The following is a 17,705-nucleotide window of genomic DNA, read 5'->3' as shown; positions in this document are numbered from 1 at the left end:
TGACTATGTGATTTCTCGCATGGCCACTTGTGATGCTGATAATCTTTTTGACTATCAGTCCGTACTCACAAGCACCCACACGAATTGCTTGATTCAATTTGTTAAAGAGCGTTTGGTTAAGAGCTTTTCGTCTCAACCGAGGCGCGCATTCTACGCTTTCCTCAGAGCCTGTCAAGCGTTTATTTTGAAGTTTTTTGCGAGAAACTCGTTTAGCTTCAAACACTTGGCTCGCTGCGATCTCTCGTAGCGGGAGGCGAATTCTACAGCGTTTAAAACCGCTGTCAACCTTCTTCTCAACCGCTGGCGATCATTTGATCGTAGCCCTTTCAGCGCCTTCCGAATCGGCTAACTCGTTGAATTTCAAGGAGTTTGTCGTTCCGTTGTCGCTGGAAGTGGGGCGCATTATAAGGGGATTAAAAGACTGGTCAAGGGTTAATTTCATTTATTTGAAATATCCCGAGCGAAGACCCTGTAAAGGCCACCAAGTGCTCGCCACAACACCTTCAGCGCCTGTGAGATCGAGCGCCGCCCGCGCGGCGCTTCGCGGGACAAGCCCGCTCCCACAGTCTGTTTCAGGCCAGTTATTCCTGCACCTCCCCACTCGCACCCTGGGGATTGTAGAAAAGCTGAGGCGACACCTTCTATATCGAGGGGGACAAACAAGGCGGGCAGCGGAAACCTCACAGAAAAGACTGGCCCGAAACAGACTGTGGGAGCGGGCTTGTCCCGCGAAGCGCCGCGCGGGCGGCGCTCGGTCTCATAGGCGCTGCAGGTGTTGTGGCGGACACATCTCACCTAACACTATCTACAGCCAGGCCCACCGCCCAACCTGACACCCCACCACAACACCCCACCCCAAAAACAAAACGGGGAGACCTCTCGGCCTCCCCGCTTCTACATAGCTACACCCCAGCCAATCACTCAGCCTTCAGCGTAACCCGGCCAAACGACTTCTTGCCCGCCTGGCACACATGGGTAGCACCCAGGACAAACATGAAGTCCTTGTCGACCACCGCGCCATCAACCTTCACCGCACCGCCACTCAGCAAGTCCCGTGCCTGCGCCGAATTCTTCACCAGGCCAGCCCGGTTAAGCACGGCAGCAATCGGCAGGTCTTCCGCCGCCGCCACTTCGATCTCCGGCAGGTCTTCCGGCAGCTCGCCTTCCTTCATACGGTTACCCGCCGCACGGTGGGCATTGGCCGCAGCCTCTTCACCATGGAAACGCGCCACAATCTCTTCCGCGAGCTTGATCTTGATGTCTCGTGGGTTGGCACCCTTGGCGACATCAGCGCGGAACTGATCGATCTCTTCCATCGAACGGAAGCTCAGCAGTTCGAAGTAACGCCACATCAAGGTATCCGGGATCGATACCAGCTTGCTGTACATCACCCCTGGCGCTTCCTGAATACCAACATAGTTGCCCAACGACTTGGACATCTTCTTCACGCCGTCGAGCCCTTCGAGCAGCGGCATGGTCACGATGTTCTGTGCTTCCTGGCCATAGGCACGCTGCAGCTCGCGCCCCATCAGCAGGTTGAACTTCTGGTCGGTACCGCCCAGCTCGACGTCCGCCTTCAGTGCTACCGAGTCGTAGCCCTGCACCAGCGGGTAAAGGAACTCGTGAATGGCAATCGGCTGATTGGTGGTGTAGCGCTTGTCGAAGTCATCACGTTCGAGCATGCGCGCCACGGTGTACTGCGACGCCAGGCGAATGAAGTCGGCCGGGGTCAGCTTGTCCATCCAGGTGGAGTTGAACGCGACTTCGGTCTTGGCCGGGTCGAGAATCTTGAACACCTGCTGCTTGTAGGTCTCGGCGTTGTCCAGCACCTGCTCACGGGTCAGCGGCGGGCGCGTGGCGCTCTTGCCGCTCGGGTCACCGATCATGCCGGTGAAGTCACCGATCAGGAAGATGACCTGGTGGCCCAGCTCCTGGAACTGGCGCAGCTTGTTGATAAGCACCGTGTGACCCAGGTGCAGGTCCGGGGCGGTCGGGTCGAAGCCGGCCTTGATGCGCAGAGGTTGGCCGCGCTTGAGCTTCTCCACCAGTTCCGACTCGACCAGTACTTCTTCCGCACCGCGCTTGATAAGCGCCAGCTGCTCTTCAACCGACTTCATAGACAAACCCGCAAGGCTCAGATTCAGGGGGAGCCAACCATACAAGATCGGCCGTCAATTACAAGTTTCGCAAAGGAATGTGACCCGCACACAGGTCTGCGGCGTCTACGCGCCCTTGCGCGAAAATGGATTTGGTTATATTTTATACAGTTATTTCATCTTCATCATGTCATTCATCTTTTCCATTTCACCTTTTTCAAAGTCACCTTACTCATGACCAACGAACCGCCTAAAGCGCCCAAGCTTTATCCGAAAAGCCATCTGTTGGCCGCCAGCGGCATCGCCGCCCTGCTCAGCCTGGCTTTGCTGGTATTTCCCTCCAGCGAAGTGGAAGCCAAGAAAACCACCCTCAACCTCGAGCTGGAAAGCCCCGCCGAGCAACTGAAGGACGATTCCCGTGCCGCACCGCTGGTGCAGGCACAAGGTGAGCAAGGCTCGCCATTCGCCCAGATCGAAGACACCGCACCCGAAACCCAGAAAGCCGAGCAGCAAGCTCCGGAAGCCAAACCGGTCGCCGAAGCCGACAAGGAACCTGGCCATCGCGAAGTTACCGTCGCGCGTGGCGATACCCTGTCCACCCTGTTCGCCAAGGTTGGCCTTCCGGCCAATGCGGTGCACGACCTGCTGGCCAGCCACAAGCAGGCCAAGCAGTTCAGCCAGCTCAAGCATGGCCAGGTACTGCAGTTCGAACTCGACAAGGATGGCCAGTTGGCCAGCCTGCACAGCAAAGTCAGCAACCTTGAAACCATTCGCCTGACCAAGTCTGCCAAGGGCTATACCTTCAACCGTGAAATCAGCAAACCGGTCGTGCGAACCGCCTATGCCCACGGTGTGATCAAGAGCTCGCTATCGGCTTCCGCCCAGCGTGCAGGCCTGTCTCACAGCATGACCATGGACATGGCGCGCGTGCTGGGTTACGACATCGACTTTGCCCAGGATATTCGCCCTGGCGATGAATTCGATGTGGTCTACGAGCAGAAGGTGATGGACGGCAAGGTCGTGGGTACCGGCAACATCCTCTCCGCGCGCTTTACCAACCGCGGCAAAACCTACACCGCCGTGCGCTACACCAACAAGCAGGGCAACACTACCTACTACACGGCCGACGGCAACAGCCTGCGCAAGGCCTTCATCCGTACCCCGGTGGACTTTGCCCGCATCAGCTCGCGCTTTTCCGCCGGCCGCAAGCACCCGATCCTGAACAAGATTCGCGCCCACAAAGGCGTCGACTACGCTGCCCCGCGCGGTACGCCAATCAAGGCTGCCGGTGACGGCCGCATCGAGCTGGCCGGGCGCCGTGGCGGTTACGGCAACACCGTGATCATCCAGCACGGCAACCGTTACAAGACGCTCTACGGCCACATGCAGGGCTTTGCAAAAGGCATCAAGACCGGCAGCTCGGTCAAGCAGGGTCAGATCATTGGCTACATCGGCACCACCGGCTTGTCCACCGGTCCGCACTTGCACTACGAGTTCCAGGTCAACGGCGTTCACGTCGACCCGCTGAGCCAGAAAGTGCCAATGGCTGACCCGATCGCCAAGAACGAGCGCCAGCGCTTCCTGCAGCAGAGCCAGCCGCTGATCGCCCGCATGGATCAGGAAAAGGCCACCCTGCTCGCAGCGAACAAGCGCTAAGCCATGGCGCTCTACCTGGGGGTGATGTCCGGCACCAGCCTCGATGGCCTGGACATCGCCCTGATCGAACAGGGCGAGCAGCTTGAGCTGCTCGCCACCCACTACCTGCCCATGCCTACCGATCTGCGCCAGGAATTGCTCTCCCTGTGCAGCAGCGGGCCGGACGAAATCGCGCGGGCAGCGCTGGCAGAAAACCGCTGGGCCAGCCTGGCAGGCGAAGGTATCCACCAACTGCTGGCCCGACAAGGCCTGCAGGCTGACGCCATCCGCGCCATTGGCAGCCACGGCCAGACCATCCGCCACGAACCGGCACGCGGTTTTACCGTGCAGATTGGCAACCCGGCACTGCTCGCCGAGCTGACGGGTATCAGCGTGGTCGCCGATTTCCGCCGCCGCGATGTGGCTGCAGGCGGCCAAGGCGCGCCGCTGGTTCCGGCCTTCCATGAAACCCTGTTCAGCCACCTTGGCCAGCGCTTGGCAATTCTAAATGTGGGCGGTTTCAGCAACCTCAGCCTGATCGAGCAGGACAAGCCGGTCCACGGCTTTGATTGCGGCCCGGGGAATGTGCTGCTGGATGCGTGGATCGAGCGCAAGCGCGGCCAAACCTACGATGCTGACGGCGCCTGGGCAGCCTCGGGTGTGGTGCAGGCCGACTTGCTCGGCGCACTGCTGGCCGACCCGTTCTTCGCCGGCAGCGGCCCGAAGAGTACCGGCCGCGAGGTGTTCAACCTGCCTTGGCTGGATGGCCACCTTGCCTGCTTGCCCGCTTATCGCGACGAAGATGTACAGGCGACACTGTTGGAAATGACCGCACGCAGCATCATCGAGTCACTAGGCAGCGCCCAGCAAGGCACCCAAGCGCTGCTGGTCTGTGGTGGTGGCGCCCGCAACGGCGCACTGATGGCCCGCCTCGGCCAGTTGCTACCCAAAGCCCAGGTCGCCAGCACTGGCGCCCATGGCGTAGACCCAGACTGGGTCGAGGCCATGGCCTTCGCCTGGCTCGCTCACTGCTGCCTGGAAGGCATTGCCGCCAACCGCCCAAGCGTCACTGCCGCCAAGGGCCTGCGCGTACTGGGCGCGATCTACCCGGCATAACCGCTACGCCAAAAAGCAAAACGCCGCGCAATTGCGCGGCGTTTTCGTATGGCCAGGCTTCAGATCGAGAACGACGAGCCGCAACCACAAGTGGTAGCAGCATTCGGGTTCTTGATCACGAAACGCGAGCCTTCCAGGCCTTCCTGATAGTCCACTTCGGCGCCAGCCAGGTACTGGAAGCTCATCGGGTCGACCACCAGGGAAACGCCTTCGCGCTCGACGATGGTGTCGTCTTCGGCCACGTCTTCATCGAAGGTGAAGCCATACTGGAAGCCCGAGCAACCACCACCGGTCACGAACACCCGCAGCTTCAGACGTTCATTGCCTTCCTCATTGACCAGGTTCTTCACCTTCTGGGCTGCCCCATGGGTGAATTCCAGACCAGTAGGGGTGAAGGTTTCGACGCTCATGTTGATTCTCCCGGCGCGGTAGCCGCCATAAAACTCGATGACGCGCATTATCCGCTTTCCCGAGAAAATCGGTCAAGAATACGTAAGCAGCAAGTGCTAGCTACAAGCTGCAAGATGAACACGATGCACCCTCTTGCGGCTTGTAGCTTGAAACTTGCAGCTATATCAGGGCAGCAGGCCAGCGTGGGACAGGCCCATGCGCTCATCCAGGCCGAACAGGATGTTGAGGTTCTGCACCGCCTGGCCGGAAGCGCCTTTGACCAGGTTGTCGATCACCGACAGCACCACCACCAGGTCACCACCTTGCGGGCGATGAACGGCAATGCGGCAGACGTTGGCACCGCGCACGCTACGGGTTTCCGGGTGGCTGCCCGCCGGCATCACATCGACGAACGGTTCATCGGCGTAGCGCTTCTCGAACAGCGCCTGCAAGTCGACCGAGGTATCGACCACGTTCGCGTACAGGGTAGCGTGGATGCCACGAATCATCGGCGTCAGGTGCGGCACGAAGGTCAAGCCGATGTCCTTGCCAGCGGCCAGGCGCAGGCCCTGGCTGATTTCCGGCAGGTGGCGGTGGCCCTTGACCGCATAGGCCTTCATGCTTTCGCCAGCTTCGCAGAACAGCGAACCCACCGCTGCGCCACGGCCCGCGCCGCTGACACCCGACTTGCAGTCGGCGATCAGCCGCGAAGGGTCGGCCAGGCCGGCTTCCAGCAGCGGCAGGAAGCCCAGCTGGGTGGCGGTCGGGTAGCAACCCGGTACGGCGATCAGTCGCGCCTGGCGGATCTTCTCGCGGTTCACTTCGGGCAAGCCGTACACCGCGTCCTTGAGCAGCTCTGGCGCGCCGTGCGGCTGGCCATACCACTTGCCCCACTCGGTGGCGTCCTGCAGGCGGAAGTCGGCCGACAGGTCGATCACCTTGGTGCCGGCCGCCAGCAGCTCGCCGGCCAGGGCGTGGGCAACACCGTGCGGGGTGGCGAAGAACACCACATCGCAAGCCGCCAGGGCCTGGCTGTCCGGCACGCTGAACGCCAGCCCGTCATAATGGCCGCGCAGGTTCGGGTACATGTCTGCCACTGCCACGCCCGCCTCGGAGCGCGAAGTGATGACCGCCACTTCGGCCTGTGGGTGCTGTGCCAGCAGACGCAACAGTTCGACGCCGGTGTAACCCGTGCCGCCGACAATACCGACCTTGATCATAACGCTTGCCCCTTATCAACGAGCCGTCTGGAAAGCGCACGATAATAGGGGCGCAAGGCGCCTGTAACAACTCTTCGGGTGACCCTTCGGGCGCTAGACCACTACTATCTGACGACCGTGATTACCTGAAGGAACTCCCTCCATGCTTTACCTATGGATCAAAGCGTTGCATATCGTCAGCGTGGTCTGCTGGTTCGCCGGCCTGTTCTACCTGCCGCGGCTGTTCGTCTACCACGCCCAGAGCCAGGACAGCATCAGCCAGGACCGCTTCGTGACCATGGAACGCAAGCTGTACCGTGGCATCATGAACCCGGCAATGATCGCCACCTACGTGTTCGGCGCCTGGATGCTCTACCTCACCCCCGGCTGGCTGAGCCAGGGCTGGCTGCATGCCAAGTTGACCCTGGTGATCCTGCTGACCGGCTACCATCACGTGTGCGGCGCCCAGCGCAAACGCTTCGCCAGTGGCACCAACACCCGCAGCCACGTCTACTATCGCTGGTTCAACGAAGTGCCCGTGCTGTTCCTGCTGGGTATCGTAATTCTGGTGGTGGTCAAACCGTTCTGACATTGCCACCCTGCCTAGGAGCCTTGCCATGTCGCTACCTGCCTCGCTCGAACAACGCTTGCGCCTGCCTGTGGTTGCCGCACCGATGTTCCTGATTTCCAACCCCAGCCTGGTGCTGGCCTGCTGCGCCAGCGGTGTGGTTGGCAGTTTCCCGGCCTTGAACCAGCGTGAGAGCGCCGGCTTCAAGGCCTGGCTGGAGGAAATCGAGGCCGGTCTGGCACGGTTGCTGGCGCCAGCGCCCTATGCGGTGAACCTGATCGTCCACCCGACCAACCCGCGCCTGCAGGCCGACCTGGCCTTGTGCGTCGAGCACCGGGTGCCGATCGTCATCACCAGCCTGGGTGCGGTAAAGGAAGTGGTCGATGCCGTACACGGCTATGGCGGCCTGGTGTTTCATGATGTCACCACTCGCCGCCATGCCGAGAAGGCCGCCGAAGCGGGTGTCGATGGGCTGATTGCCGTTGCTGCCGGTGCAGGCGGCCATGCCGGCACCTGGAGCCCGTTCGCCCTGGCAGCGGAAATTCGCCAGTTTTTCGACAAAACCCTGCTGCTGGCGGGCTGTATCAACCACGGCCACGAGATCCTTGCCGCACAACTGCTGGGGGCCGACTTGGCGTACATGGGCACGCGCTTTATCGCCACGGCAGAAAGCCAGGCCCAGAGCGCCTACAAACAGATGCTGCTGGAGGCCCACGCTGCCGACATCGTCCACACACCGGCGGTCTCCGGCATTCCAGCCAGCTTCCTGCGCCCCAGCCTGGAACAAGCGGGCTACGACCTGAATGCTCTCAAGGGCGGCCATGAACAAGGCAAACTCAAGCCGATAGACGACGAAGCCAAGGCGTGGAAAACCGTCTGGTCGGCAGGTCAGGGCGTTGGCGGTATCGACGACCTGCCCAGCGCCAGCGCACTGATCGAACGCCTGTACAGCGAGTACCAGCAAGCCCTGCAGCGCTGCCAGGCCCTGCAGGTTCGGGCCTTGTAGCAAAAGGCAACACCTTGCCCGGCCAAGCTGTACACTAGGCGCCCTCTTCCGCCCCCAGGAGCCTTGCATGACCCGTTACGCCATGATTACTGGTGCTTCCAGCGGCCTGGGCCTGGCCCTGGCGGAAGCACTGGCACGGCGCGGGCGCAACCTGATCCTGGTGGCACGCCAGCGCGAAACGCTGGAACCGGTGGCCATCGAGCTGACCCAACGCTTTGGTGTCGAGGTGCTGTTCCGCGCCTGCGACCTTAGCCAACCGCTGCGCCTTTCAGGCTTCGTGCTGGAGCTGGAAGAAGGCGAGCGGCGCATCGACCTGCTGGTCAACTGTGCCGGCCAGCGCACCTACGGGCCGTTCCTGGCCCATGAGTGGGCAGACGAGCAAGACCTGTTGGAGGTCAACGTGCTGGCCCTGAGCCGCCTGTGCCACGCCATCGGCAACCTGATGGCGGTGCAAGGTGGCGGGCAGATTCTCAACGTTGCCGGCCTGGCTGGCGTAGCGCCTGGCCCGTGGATGGCCGCCTACGCTGCCAGCAAGGCCTACGTGCTGAACTTTTCCCAGGCCCTGCGCGAAGAGCTCAAGCCCGCCGGCATCAAGGTCTCGGTACTGTGCCCGGGCCCGGTGCGCTCTGCACGCCGGCCCATTGCTCGCCTGGAGGGCAAGCCGCGCTGCCTCAGCCCCGAGGAAGTGGCGCTGTACACCGTACGCGCGCTGAACAAGAACCGTGCCCTGATCATGCCCGGCCGGCGCAACCGCTGGCTGGCATTTGCGCCGCGCCTGCTGCCGCGCTGGCTGCTGCGAAAGCTGGCCGGGGCCATTCACCGCCGCTATTGCCCGGTCGGCATGGAATAGCCACTGGGCGAGCAACGCTCGGCTGAGTACACTCGGCCCGACCCTCACCATGGAGCAAGTGCTGTGGACGATCTATTCCTCAAAATCATCAACCGGGAAATCCCGGCGGATATCATCTACGAAGACGACCAGATCCTGGCCTTCAAGGACATTGCACCCGCAGCGCCGGTACATTTTCTGGTCATCCCGAAAAAGCACATCCGTACGCTCAATGACCTGACCGAAGAGGACAAGGCCCTGGCTGGCCACATCCTGTTCACCGCCCAGCGCCTGGCTGTCGAGCAAGGCTGCGAGGAAGGCTTCCGCGTGGTCATGAACTGCAACCCGAAAGGCGGCCAGACCGTCTACCACATCCATATGCACGTGCTTGGCCAGCGCCAGATGAACTGGCCACCGGGCTGATCCACGGCAAGCGACCCTGCCGCTATTGCGGTAAACTGTCGGGCACATTCTTGCGGAGGTGCCCGATGGCTACCGAACGTCACTACTCGCCGCTCGACCGCTTGTTGCTGCAGGCCGATACCGCCATGCGCACCTTGCTGCCCTTCAGCGGCCAACCTGCCCGGCCATCGCCGGCCATCATCCAGCCAGACGCCGACCTGGACGAACAGCAGTCCCGCCATATTGCCGGGCTGATGCGCATCAACCATACCGGTGAAGTCTGCGCCCAGGCGCTGTACCAGGGCCAGGCTCTGACTGCCAAGCTGCCCGAAGTGCGCAAGGCCATGGAGCATGCCGCCGAGGAAGAAATCGACCACTTGGCCTGGTGCGAGCAGCGCATTCGCCAGCTGAACAGCCACCCGAGTGTGCTCAACCCGCTGTTCTACGGCATGTCGTTCGGCATCGGTGCACTCGCCGGGCTGGTCAGCGACAAGGTCAGCCTGGGCTTCGTCGCCGCCACCGAGCACCAGGTGTGCAAACACCTCGACGAACACCTGGAGCAGATCCCGCAAGAAGACGAAAAGTCCCGGGCCATTCTCGAGCAGATGCGCATCGACGAAGAGCAACACGCCGAGTCTGCCCTGGAGGCCGGTGGCTACCGCTTCCCTGCCCCTGTCCGGTTTGGCATGAGCTTGCTGGCCAAGGTCATGACCAAGAGCACCTACCGTATCTGAAGGCACCCCCATGACGGATCGATTCGACGCCAAGGACCTGGCGCGCGCCGTGCAAGCCGGCGTTCTCCAGCAGGGCCAGGACCAGGCCCTGCTGGCCTTCCTGCGCCAGCAACCGGCAGCACGCGGCAGCTTCCAGCTGGCCCATGTTGCCTTCTACTTTGGCGCCATGCTGATCATGGCGGCCATGGGCTGGTTGCTCACCGAGGCCTGGATGAGCATCGGCGACGGCGCACTGCTGGTCATTGCCAGCCTGTACATCCTGCTGATCACCTTGTTTGCCCTGAAACTGCAGCGCCGCGGCCAGCCCATCGCTGCCGGGGTGCTGGCAGCCGTCGCGGTCAGCATCGTGCCGCTGGCCGTACTCGCCATCGAACGGCTGGTTGGCTGGTGGCCCGTGCACGACACGCAGGCAAACTACCACCATTACTACACCTACGTGCAGAGCGGCTGGCTGGCGATGGAACTGGCGACAGTACTGGCCGGTTTGCTGATGCTGCGGCTTATCCCCTACCCGTTTATCGTCATGCCCATCGCCGTGGCGCTGTGGTTCATGTCGATGGACCTGAGCGAATGGTTCTTCGGTTCGCCGTTCAGCTGGGAACAGCGCCGTGAAGTATCGCTGTGGTTCGGGTTGGGGATGTTGGTGGTATTCCTGGTGGTGGACGGCCGCACGCGCGAGGATTACGCCCATTGGGGTTACCTGGCCGGGCTGGCGGCGTTCTGGGGCGGCCTGACGCTTGTGGACGACGGCAGCGAGTTGGGCAAGGCCCTGTATTGCCTGATCAACATTGCGCTGATGGGCATGGCGGTGCTGCTGCGCCGGCCGGTGTTCATGGTGTTCGGAGCGCTGGGGGTGGCGGCTTACCTGGGGTACCTGTCGTACGACGTGTTTGCCGAATCGTTGTTGTTCCCGGTGGTGGTGACCTTGATCGGGTTGGGGGTTATCTGGTTGGGGTTGGTTTACCAGAAGCGGCGGGAGCGGTTGAGTGAGGCGCTTAGAAGCGCAATGCCGCAATGGTTGAGGGAGGCTCTTCCAGCACTGCGTGACTGAAGATCGCCGGGGCCGCTCTGCGACCCATCGCCGGCAAGCCAGCTCCCACATGTACCACGCCAGTCCTGAACCTGATGCTGTACCTGTGCAGGCTGTGTGAAAACCTGAAATTTTTAGCCAGCTCCTGCAAAATGCCCCGCATCAACGATGCGGGGCATTTTTCATGGCGTACATTCAGGGCGAACCACGGAATCAGACCAGCCTGTTTCCAGTCTCGATTGATGAGCTCATCCCGGCTGACCACCTGGTGCGTGTCATTGATGCGTACGTCGCCCGAATTGATTTGAAGGTGCTCGGCTTCGACAGGGCAGAGCCCAAAGTGAATGGACGTCCGCCCTACAACCCCGCTGATTTGCTCAAGCTTTACCTATACGGCTACTTCTACCAGATACGTTCTTCCCGTCGTCTCGAAGCCGAGTGTCAGCGCAATGTCGAGGTCATGTGGCTGCTCAACCGTCTTGCTCCAGATTTCAAAACCATCGCTGATTTTCGTAGAGACAACACGGTGGCGTTTTCAGCCACCTGCCGTGCTTTCGTGCAGTTTTGTCGAGGAGCGGGCTTGGTCAAGGGCGACCTCGTCGCTATTGATGGCAGCAAATTCAGAGCCGTAGCTTCCAATAACCGCCATGTCAGTCTCAAACATCTCAAGCGGGACCTGGAAAAGCTGGACCAGCGCATTGCTCGATATCTGGCAACGCTGGATGAGTCGGATCTGAGTGAGAGTGCCGAGAAAATCGATACCAACAAGGTGAAAGAAGCCTTGCACCGCCTTCAGTCAAAGCGCGCTAACAACCTGACCGGTCAAGCACTGATGGAGGAACTGGGGCTTTCCCAGATTATCGTTGGGGAAGACGAGGCGAAGATGTGCTCCGCAGGGCAACTTTGCGGGCTACAACGTGCAATCTGCAGTGGATGAAGAGCATGGGTTAATCGTGCACCACGAAGTAACCCAGGACAGTGATGACCGCAGGCAGCTTGCCCCGATGGCAACGGCTGTCCAGCAGGTGCTGGATCAAGAAGACGTCACAGTGACTGCAGATGCAGGTTATTCAAACGGCGAGCAATTCCAGGTCTGTGACGATGCCGGTATCACAGCAATCGTACCGCTCAACCGAGAAAACCGCTCGGCTGAAAACGCCCTCTTTCCTCAGGCTGACTTCAAGTATGACCCTGAAACTGACAGCTATCGGTGTCCGGCGGGTCAGGTGTTGATACTGAAAAGTATGAACAAGGGATCGGCTAACTACCACGCTCAAGCATCTGCCTGTGGCAATTGCGCTCTGAAAGGAAATTGCACGAGGGCACGACAACGCACGCTAAAACGCCATCCCAATGAGGCAGCGTTTGAACGAATGACCAAACGCTTGCATGCCAATCCGGACATGATGCTCAGGCGCAAAAGTACGGTTGAGCATCCTTTCGGCAACTTGAAGCAGTGGGCACTGGGAACCGGGCGGTTCCTGCTACGCCAATTGCAGGGAGCCAAAGCTGAGATGGCGCTGGCAGTGACCAGCTACAACCTGAAGCGAACCATCAATATCCTGGGAACCCGCAGGCTGCTGGAGATGCTGGCCTGAGAGGTATCTCTCGGGTATGTGAAAATATCAATCAGAGATCAGCCCTGGCGGGCTGATCTCTGATTCTGAGTTTTCACACAGCCTGTGTGGGAGCTGGCTTGCCGGCGATGGGCTGCGAAGCAGCCCCAAAAATGGTGGCTTTAACCCAGCTCTACAATTTCATAGCCATGGGTAATCTCAACCCCGGCACGCTCAAGCATGATCGACGCCGAGCAGTACTTTTCCGCCGACAGCTCCACCGCACGCTTGACCTGCGCTTCTTTCAGCCCACGCCCCTTCACCACGAAGTTCATGTGGATCTTGGTAAACACCTTCGGGTCTTCGCTGGCGCGCTCGGCTTCCAGGAACGCCTCACAGCTCTCCACCGTCTGGCGCGACTTCTTCAGGATGCTGACCACGTCAAAGCTGCTGCAGCCACCCAGGCCCAGCAGCAGCATTTCCATCGGGCGCACACCCAGGTTGCGGCCGCCGGCCTCGGGCGGGCCGTCCATCACGACGACATGGCCGCTCCCCGATTCGCCGAGGAACATTGCCTCACCGGCCCACTGGATACGTGCCTTCATCTACCTGGACTCCTGATTTTCGGAAAAGGGTGTCAGCTTAGACCTTGTGCGGCTGTGGGAAAAGTACGAGAGGTGTTGGTTTAGTGCCGAAACATCCGGTGACGTCTGATAAGCTGGCGCCAAATGACTGGCGCTTGCCGCCAGCCAACCTCTAAAAAAAGCCTATGCCTCGTATCGAACAGGATTTCGTGATGGTTGCCTCCGCCCTACCCGCCAAGATCAAGAACATCGACAAGCTGCTGGTGCACTGCCAGCGCCGCCGCTACACCGCCAAAAGCAACATCATCTGCGCCGGCGACCGGGCCGAGACACTGTCGTTCATCATCAAGGGTTCGGTAACCATCCTCATCGAAGACGACGATGGCCGTGAAATGATCATTGCCTATCTCAACAATGGCGATTTCTTCGGCGAGCTGGGCCTGTTCGAGCCGATCGACGGGGAACAGCAGCGCAGTGCCTGGGTGCGCGCCAAGACGGAGTGCGAAGTAGCTGAAATCAGCTACGAGAAATTTCGCGAACTGGCGCGCCAGGACCCTGACATTCTTTACGCACTGGGCAGCCAGATGGCCCAGCGCCTGCGCAACACCACGCGCAAGGTCGGTGACCTGGCCTTCTTCGACGTAACCGGGCGGGTTGCCCGTTGCCTGCTGGAGTTGTGCAAACAGCCCGACGCCATGACCCATCCCGATGGCATGCAGATCAAGATTACCCGTCAGGAAATCGGCCGTATCGTCGGTTGCTCGCGGGAAATGGTCGGCCGCGTCCTCAAGGATCTTGAAGAGCGCAGCCTGGTACAGGTCAAGGGCAAGACCATGGTGGTCTACGGTACCCGCTAGTCCTTGGGCAGCTCGGCCAATACCTTGGCATAGGCCTGGGACAGGCGCTCGAACCAGGGCGCCGCAGGCGCCACTTCGTGCAAGGCAATGTGCGCATCGGCGCGGCAACGTTGCTCAAGCTCGCAGCACTCGTTGAAACGATTGACTGCCGCCACCATCGAATCTCGCTCGTTATCCAGCAGCAGTGCACCGTGCACCAGAACCACCGGGCGCTTGCCACCCAGGCCCTGGCGCCAGCGCTGGGCAGTACCGACCAGCTTGCGACCGTTAAGGTTGACGTTGTAGCGGCCATCGCAGAAGGCACCGTCGATTTCCCCCACTGACGCCACCCCGCCCCACTCGCGCAGTACATCGCACAACGGCAGGCACAGGCGTTCGTAGGCGTTCTCGATACGGCCGTGGTCACCTTCGCTGCGAGGTGCGGCGTAGACCAGTGCAACATTTACAGTGGCATGCGATTGCGGCACCGGCTCACCGCCGGTTTCACGCAGCAGCACTGGCCAACCGGCAATGGCCAGCTCTGCACAGGCGGCTTCAAAGTTGTCCAGCCGGCTCATGCGCCGGGGCATGACCAAGGCATGGTCGGTGGGGCGCCAGAACAGCACGCCACTTTCGCGTTCGCCGCGGCAGACGGCAGCCAGCAGTTCCTGTTCGGCGTGCAGGCCTTGTTCAACGGTCAGGGCCAGGGGTTGATCGGTCATTGATCCACCTTTGATGTTGTTCTCAGGGGCCTATTCGCGGCGGTCCGACGCATCGGTGAACCCGCTCCTCCAACGGTACGCATACCCATGTAGGAGCGGGTTCACCGATGCGTCGGACCGCCGCGAATAGGCCATTCCAGGCATACAAAAAAGCCGGCAACAACGCCGGCTTGGTTTTGCTCAGTCCAGTTGCTGAACAGTCTTCTTCACCTGATCCGGGAAGAACAGCCGCTGCAGCTCCAGCCCAGGTTGCTCGGCGCGCATGAACGCCTCACCGACCAGGAACGAGTAAACCTCGTTGATCGCCATCAACTCAACATCGGCCCGGTTCAAGATGCCGCTCTCGGTAATCGCCAAGCGATCACGCGGTATGCGCGGCAGCAGGTCAAGGGTGGTTTCCAGGCTGACTTCAAAGGTGTGCAGGTTGCGGTTGTTCACGCCCACCAGCGGCGTATCCAGGGTTTTCAGTGCGCGCTCCAGCTCATCGCCATCGTGCACTTCTACCAGTACATCGAGACCTACGTCCTTGGCAGTGGCGGCCAGTTCGGCCATCTTCACGTCATCCAGCGCTGACACAATCAACAACAGGCAGTCCGCACCCAAGGCCCGGGCCTCGACGATCTGGTACGGGTCGACCATGAAGTCCTTGCGGATCACCGGCAGCGAAACCGCCGCGCGAGCCTGTTGCAAGTACTCATCGGCTCCTTGGAAGTAATCTACATCGGTCAGCACCGACAGGCAGGTAGCACCGCCCTTCTCGTAGCTGACGGCGATTTCCGCCGGCACGAAGTCTTCACGGATCACGCCCTTGCTTGGCGAAGCCTTCTTGATTTCGGCAATCACCGCAGGCTGCTTGCGCTTGGCCTGCTCGATCAAGGCATTGGCGAAGCCTCGCGGGGCATCAGCGGCCTTGGCCAGGCGCTCTAGTTCAGCAAGGCTGACCCGCGCACTGCGCTCGGCCACTTCCTGGAACTTGCGGGCAATGATCCTTTCCAGCACCGTCGGCACACTCATGCTTCGTTCTCCACCTTGAATACTGCAGTAAAGGCACCCAGTTCCTGCAACTTCTCCCAGGCCAGCCCGGTGTGCAACACGTCGTGTGCCAGTTCTACACCTTGGGCCAGGGTCATAGCATGGTCGGCGGCATACAGTGCCGCGCCCGCGTTGAGCACGATCATTTCCGCAGCCTTCTGGCCGTTTTCGGTCTTGCGCCGGCCCAGCGCATCGCGGATCAGCTCCAGCGACGCCTGCGGATTCTCGACGGCCAGGCCATGCAGGCTCTGGCTTTTCATGCCGAGGTCTTCCGGCTCTACCCAGTATTCAGTGATTTCGTCGTTCTTCAGCTCGGCAACAAAGGTGGGCGCGGCCAGGCTGAACTCGTCCAGGCCGTCCTTCGAGTGCACCACCAGCACATGCTTGCTGCCCAGGCGCTGCAGTACTTCGGCCAGCGGGCGGCACAGGGCCTGGGCAAACACGCCGACCACCTGGTGTTTCACTCCGGCCGGATTCGTAAGCGGGCCGAGCATGTTGAACAGGGTACGCAGGCCCAGGTCGCGACGCGGGCCGGCGGCATGCTTCATGGCCGAATGGTGGCTTTGCGCGAACATGAAGCCGATACCCAGGCTGTCGATGCAACGGGCAACCTGGACCGGCGTCAGGTTCAAGTAGATGCCGGCAGCTTCCAGCAAATCGGCACTGCCGCTCTTGCCCGACACGGCGCGGTTGCCGTGCTTGGCCACGGTGCACCCCGCTGCCGCGAGGACGAACGACGACGCCGTGGAAACGTTGAAGATGTTGGCGCCATCACCGCCGGTACCGACGATATCGACCACGCCATCGAGGCTCTGCAGCTCAACCTTGTCGGCCAGCTCGCGCATCACCGACACCGCACCGACAATTTCATCGATGCTCTCGCTTTTCATGCGCATGCCCATGAGGAAGGCGCCGATCTGCGCCTCGCTGCACTGGCCAGTCATGATCTGGCGCATGACATCACGCATTTCTTCGGTGGAAAGGTCCAGCTGGCCGACGATACGGCTCAACGCGCTCTTGATATCCATGTGCGATCCTTAGCGGCGGCCGCCGGTCTGCTTGAGGAAATTGGCGAACAGCTCGTGGCCCTGCTCGGTCAGGATCGATTCGGGGTGGAACTGCACCCCTTCGATATTCAGTGTCTTGTGACGCAGGCCCATGATCTCGTCGACCGAACCGTCAGCATGAGCGGTCCAGGCAGTCACTTCCAGGCACTCAGGCAAGGTTTCGCGCTTGACCACCAGCGAGTGGTAGCGGGTTACCGTAAGCGGGTTGTTGAGGCCGGCAAACACGCCCAGGTCACGGTGGTGGACCGGGCTGGTCTTGCCGTGCATCACCTGGCGGGCCCGTACCACGTCACCGCCAAAAGCCTGGCCGATGGACTGGTGGCCCAGGCATACGCCAAGAATCGGCAGCTTGCCGGCGAAATGCAGGATGGCCTCGATGGATACGCCCGCCTCGCTCGGCGTGCATGGGCCTGGAGATACGACGATGCGCTCGGGGTTGAGGGCTTCGATCTGGGCGATGGTCATTTCGTCATTGCGTATGACCTTGACCTCGGCACCTAGCTCGCCGAGGTACTGCACGACGTTGTAAGTGAATGAGTCGTAATTGTCGATCATCAGTAACATCGTATTAAACCTCTTGAATCTACTGACTTCAGGATTCGAACCTTCTTGCTCCCGCCGCAGGCGCAGCTTGGCCTATAAAAGGCGGTAGACAGGAAGGCAAACGGGGGCGGGCCGGACGGGCCGGCAGGGGATAAAGTCAGGCGCGCCAACGCCAACGGGCGTGGGCCTTGATTACGCGCATCAAGAGTTTACTGACGATCAACACAGGATAGGTCTCGCTCATACGTCCCGGCACAGTAGCCTACCGGGGCGGCGGGCGCAATATGCCCGTAAACACGGGGAAACGAATGGACTTGGGAGCGATGCCCCTCGATTTGCTAAGGTCGACCGGGTTGTCTT

17 protein-coding genes and 1 pseudogene are annotated in these 17,705 nt (G+C 60.9%); 10 read left to right on the top strand and 8 right to left on the bottom strand.

Features of this window, described 5'->3' with window-relative positions:
- Positions 1 to 917 precede the first annotated feature (917 nt).
- Positions 918 to 2,117 (bottom strand): tyrosine--tRNA ligase, encoded by a 1,200-nt coding sequence (tyrS, locus tag ACI2KG_RS18480; RefSeq protein WP_404662860.1) that lies wholly within the window; start codon positions 2,115 to 2,117, stop codon positions 918 to 920.
- Between the two features lie 213 nt (positions 2,118 to 2,330).
- Here tyrS and ACI2KG_RS18475 point away from each other — a divergent pair, with 213 nt between their 5' ends.
- Both ACI2KG_RS18475 and ACI2KG_RS18470 read left to right on the top strand, forming a co-directional pair.
- Positions 2,331 to 3,752, top strand: a complete 1,422-nt coding sequence (locus tag ACI2KG_RS18475) for a peptidoglycan DD-metalloendopeptidase family protein (protein ID WP_404662859.1) — start codon at positions 2,331 to 2,333, stop codon at positions 3,750 to 3,752.
- Between the two features lie 3 nt (positions 3,753 to 3,755).
- Positions 3,756 to 4,847 carry an anhydro-N-acetylmuramic acid kinase gene (locus ACI2KG_RS18470; RefSeq protein WP_404662858.1) on the top strand — a complete coding sequence of 364 codons (1,092 nt, stop codon included), beginning with the start codon at positions 3,756 to 3,758 and terminating at the stop codon, positions 4,845 to 4,847.
- A gap of 59 nt (positions 4,848 to 4,906) precedes the next feature.
- Here ACI2KG_RS18470 and erpA read toward each other — a convergent pair whose 3' ends face one another.
- On the bottom strand, positions 4,907 to 5,257 hold the full coding sequence (erpA, locus tag ACI2KG_RS18465) for an iron-sulfur cluster insertion protein ErpA (protein ID WP_003255511.1): 351 nt from the start codon (positions 5,255 to 5,257) through the stop codon (positions 4,907 to 4,909).
- 165 nt (positions 5,258 to 5,422) lie between these two features.
- Positions 5,423 to 6,457 (bottom strand): N-acetyl-gamma-glutamyl-phosphate reductase, encoded by a 1,035-nt coding sequence (argC, locus tag ACI2KG_RS18460; RefSeq protein ID WP_400617089.1) that lies wholly within the window; start codon positions 6,455 to 6,457, stop codon positions 5,423 to 5,425.
- Positions 6,458 to 6,599: 142 nt separating this feature from the next.
- Between argC and hemJ the strand changes: the two genes are divergently transcribed.
- The 7 genes and pseudogenes from hemJ (at position 6,600) to ACI2KG_RS18425 (ending at position 12,603) form a co-directional block, all read left to right on the top strand.
- A complete protein-coding gene (gene hemJ, locus ACI2KG_RS18455; RefSeq protein WP_060501620.1) occupies positions 6,600 to 7,025 on the top strand; it encodes a protoporphyrinogen oxidase HemJ in 426 nt (141 codons plus the stop codon).
- A gap of 28 nt (positions 7,026 to 7,053) precedes the next feature.
- Positions 7,054 to 8,010, top strand: coding sequence for an NAD(P)H-dependent flavin oxidoreductase (locus ACI2KG_RS18450; RefSeq protein ID WP_404662857.1), 957 nt, complete (start codon positions 7,054 to 7,056; stop codon positions 8,008 to 8,010).
- A gap of 67 nt (positions 8,011 to 8,077) precedes the next feature.
- Positions 8,078 to 8,860, top strand: coding sequence for an SDR family NAD(P)-dependent oxidoreductase (locus ACI2KG_RS18445; protein ID WP_404662856.1), 783 nt, complete (start codon positions 8,078 to 8,080; stop codon positions 8,858 to 8,860).
- Positions 8,861 to 8,923: 63 nt separating this feature from the next.
- Positions 8,924 to 9,262, top strand: a complete 339-nt coding sequence (locus ACI2KG_RS18440; RefSeq protein ID WP_003255518.1) for a histidine triad nucleotide-binding protein — start codon at positions 8,924 to 8,926, stop codon at positions 9,260 to 9,262.
- Between the two features lie 65 nt (positions 9,263 to 9,327).
- Positions 9,328 to 9,975, top strand: coding sequence for a 2-polyprenyl-3-methyl-6-methoxy-1,4-benzoquinone monooxygenase (gene coq7, locus ACI2KG_RS18435; protein ID WP_069943216.1), 648 nt, complete (start codon positions 9,328 to 9,330; stop codon positions 9,973 to 9,975).
- A gap of 10 nt (positions 9,976 to 9,985) precedes the next feature.
- Positions 9,986 to 11,026 (top strand): DUF2157 domain-containing protein, encoded by a 1,041-nt coding sequence (locus tag ACI2KG_RS18430; RefSeq protein ID WP_404662855.1) that lies wholly within the window; start codon positions 9,986 to 9,988, stop codon positions 11,024 to 11,026.
- Positions 11,027 to 11,189: 163 nt separating this feature from the next.
- A pseudogene (locus tag ACI2KG_RS18425) lies at positions 11,190 to 12,603 on the top strand (IS1182 family transposase).
- 140 nt (positions 12,604 to 12,743) lie between these two features.
- Here ACI2KG_RS18425 and ACI2KG_RS18420 read toward each other — a convergent pair.
- The gene (locus tag ACI2KG_RS18420; RefSeq protein WP_404662854.1) at positions 12,744 to 13,166 is read right to left on the bottom strand and encodes an OsmC family protein; all 423 of its coding nucleotides are present in this window, start codon (positions 13,164 to 13,166) and stop codon (positions 12,744 to 12,746) included.
- Positions 13,167 to 13,357: 191 nt separating this feature from the next.
- Here ACI2KG_RS18420 and crp point away from each other — a divergent pair, with 191 nt between their 5' ends.
- Positions 13,358 to 14,002 (top strand): cAMP-activated global transcriptional regulator CRP, encoded by a 645-nt coding sequence (gene crp, locus ACI2KG_RS18415; RefSeq protein WP_400617076.1) that lies wholly within the window; start codon positions 13,358 to 13,360, stop codon positions 14,000 to 14,002.
- Here the strand turns inward: crp and ACI2KG_RS18410 are convergent.
- The 4 genes from ACI2KG_RS18410 to ACI2KG_RS18395 all read right to left on the bottom strand — a co-directional run bounded on the left by ACI2KG_RS18410 (position 13,999) and on the right by ACI2KG_RS18395 (position 17,366).
- Positions 13,999 to 14,703 carry a biotin/lipoate A/B protein ligase family protein gene (locus tag ACI2KG_RS18410; protein WP_404662853.1) on the bottom strand — a complete coding sequence of 235 codons (705 nt, stop codon included), beginning with the start codon at positions 14,701 to 14,703 and terminating at the stop codon, positions 13,999 to 14,001. The genes crp and ACI2KG_RS18410 overlap by 4 nt on opposite strands.
- A 180-nt stretch (positions 14,704 to 14,883) precedes the next feature.
- Positions 14,884 to 15,717, bottom strand: coding sequence for an indole-3-glycerol phosphate synthase TrpC (gene trpC / locus ACI2KG_RS18405; RefSeq protein ID WP_404662852.1), 834 nt, complete (start codon positions 15,715 to 15,717; stop codon positions 14,884 to 14,886).
- Positions 15,714 to 16,763 (bottom strand): anthranilate phosphoribosyltransferase, encoded by a 1,050-nt coding sequence (gene trpD / locus ACI2KG_RS18400; RefSeq protein ID WP_201202273.1) that lies wholly within the window; start codon positions 16,761 to 16,763, stop codon positions 15,714 to 15,716. The genes trpC and trpD overlap by 4 nt, the downstream gene beginning before the upstream one ends.
- Positions 16,764 to 16,772: 9 nt before the next feature.
- On the bottom strand, positions 16,773 to 17,366 hold the full coding sequence (locus ACI2KG_RS18395) for an aminodeoxychorismate/anthranilate synthase component II (protein WP_003259809.1): 594 nt from the start codon (positions 17,364 to 17,366) through the stop codon (positions 16,773 to 16,775).
- Between the last annotated feature and the right edge of the window lie 339 nt (positions 17,367 to 17,705).

This window comes from Pseudomonas sp. NPDC089407, from assembly GCF_044900445.1.
Taxonomy (GTDB): domain Bacteria; phylum Pseudomonadota; class Gammaproteobacteria; order Pseudomonadales; family Pseudomonadaceae; genus Aquipseudomonas.
The sequence above is the reverse complement of the archived record's forward strand: the minus strand, read 5'-3'. Positions and strand labels throughout refer to the sequence as shown.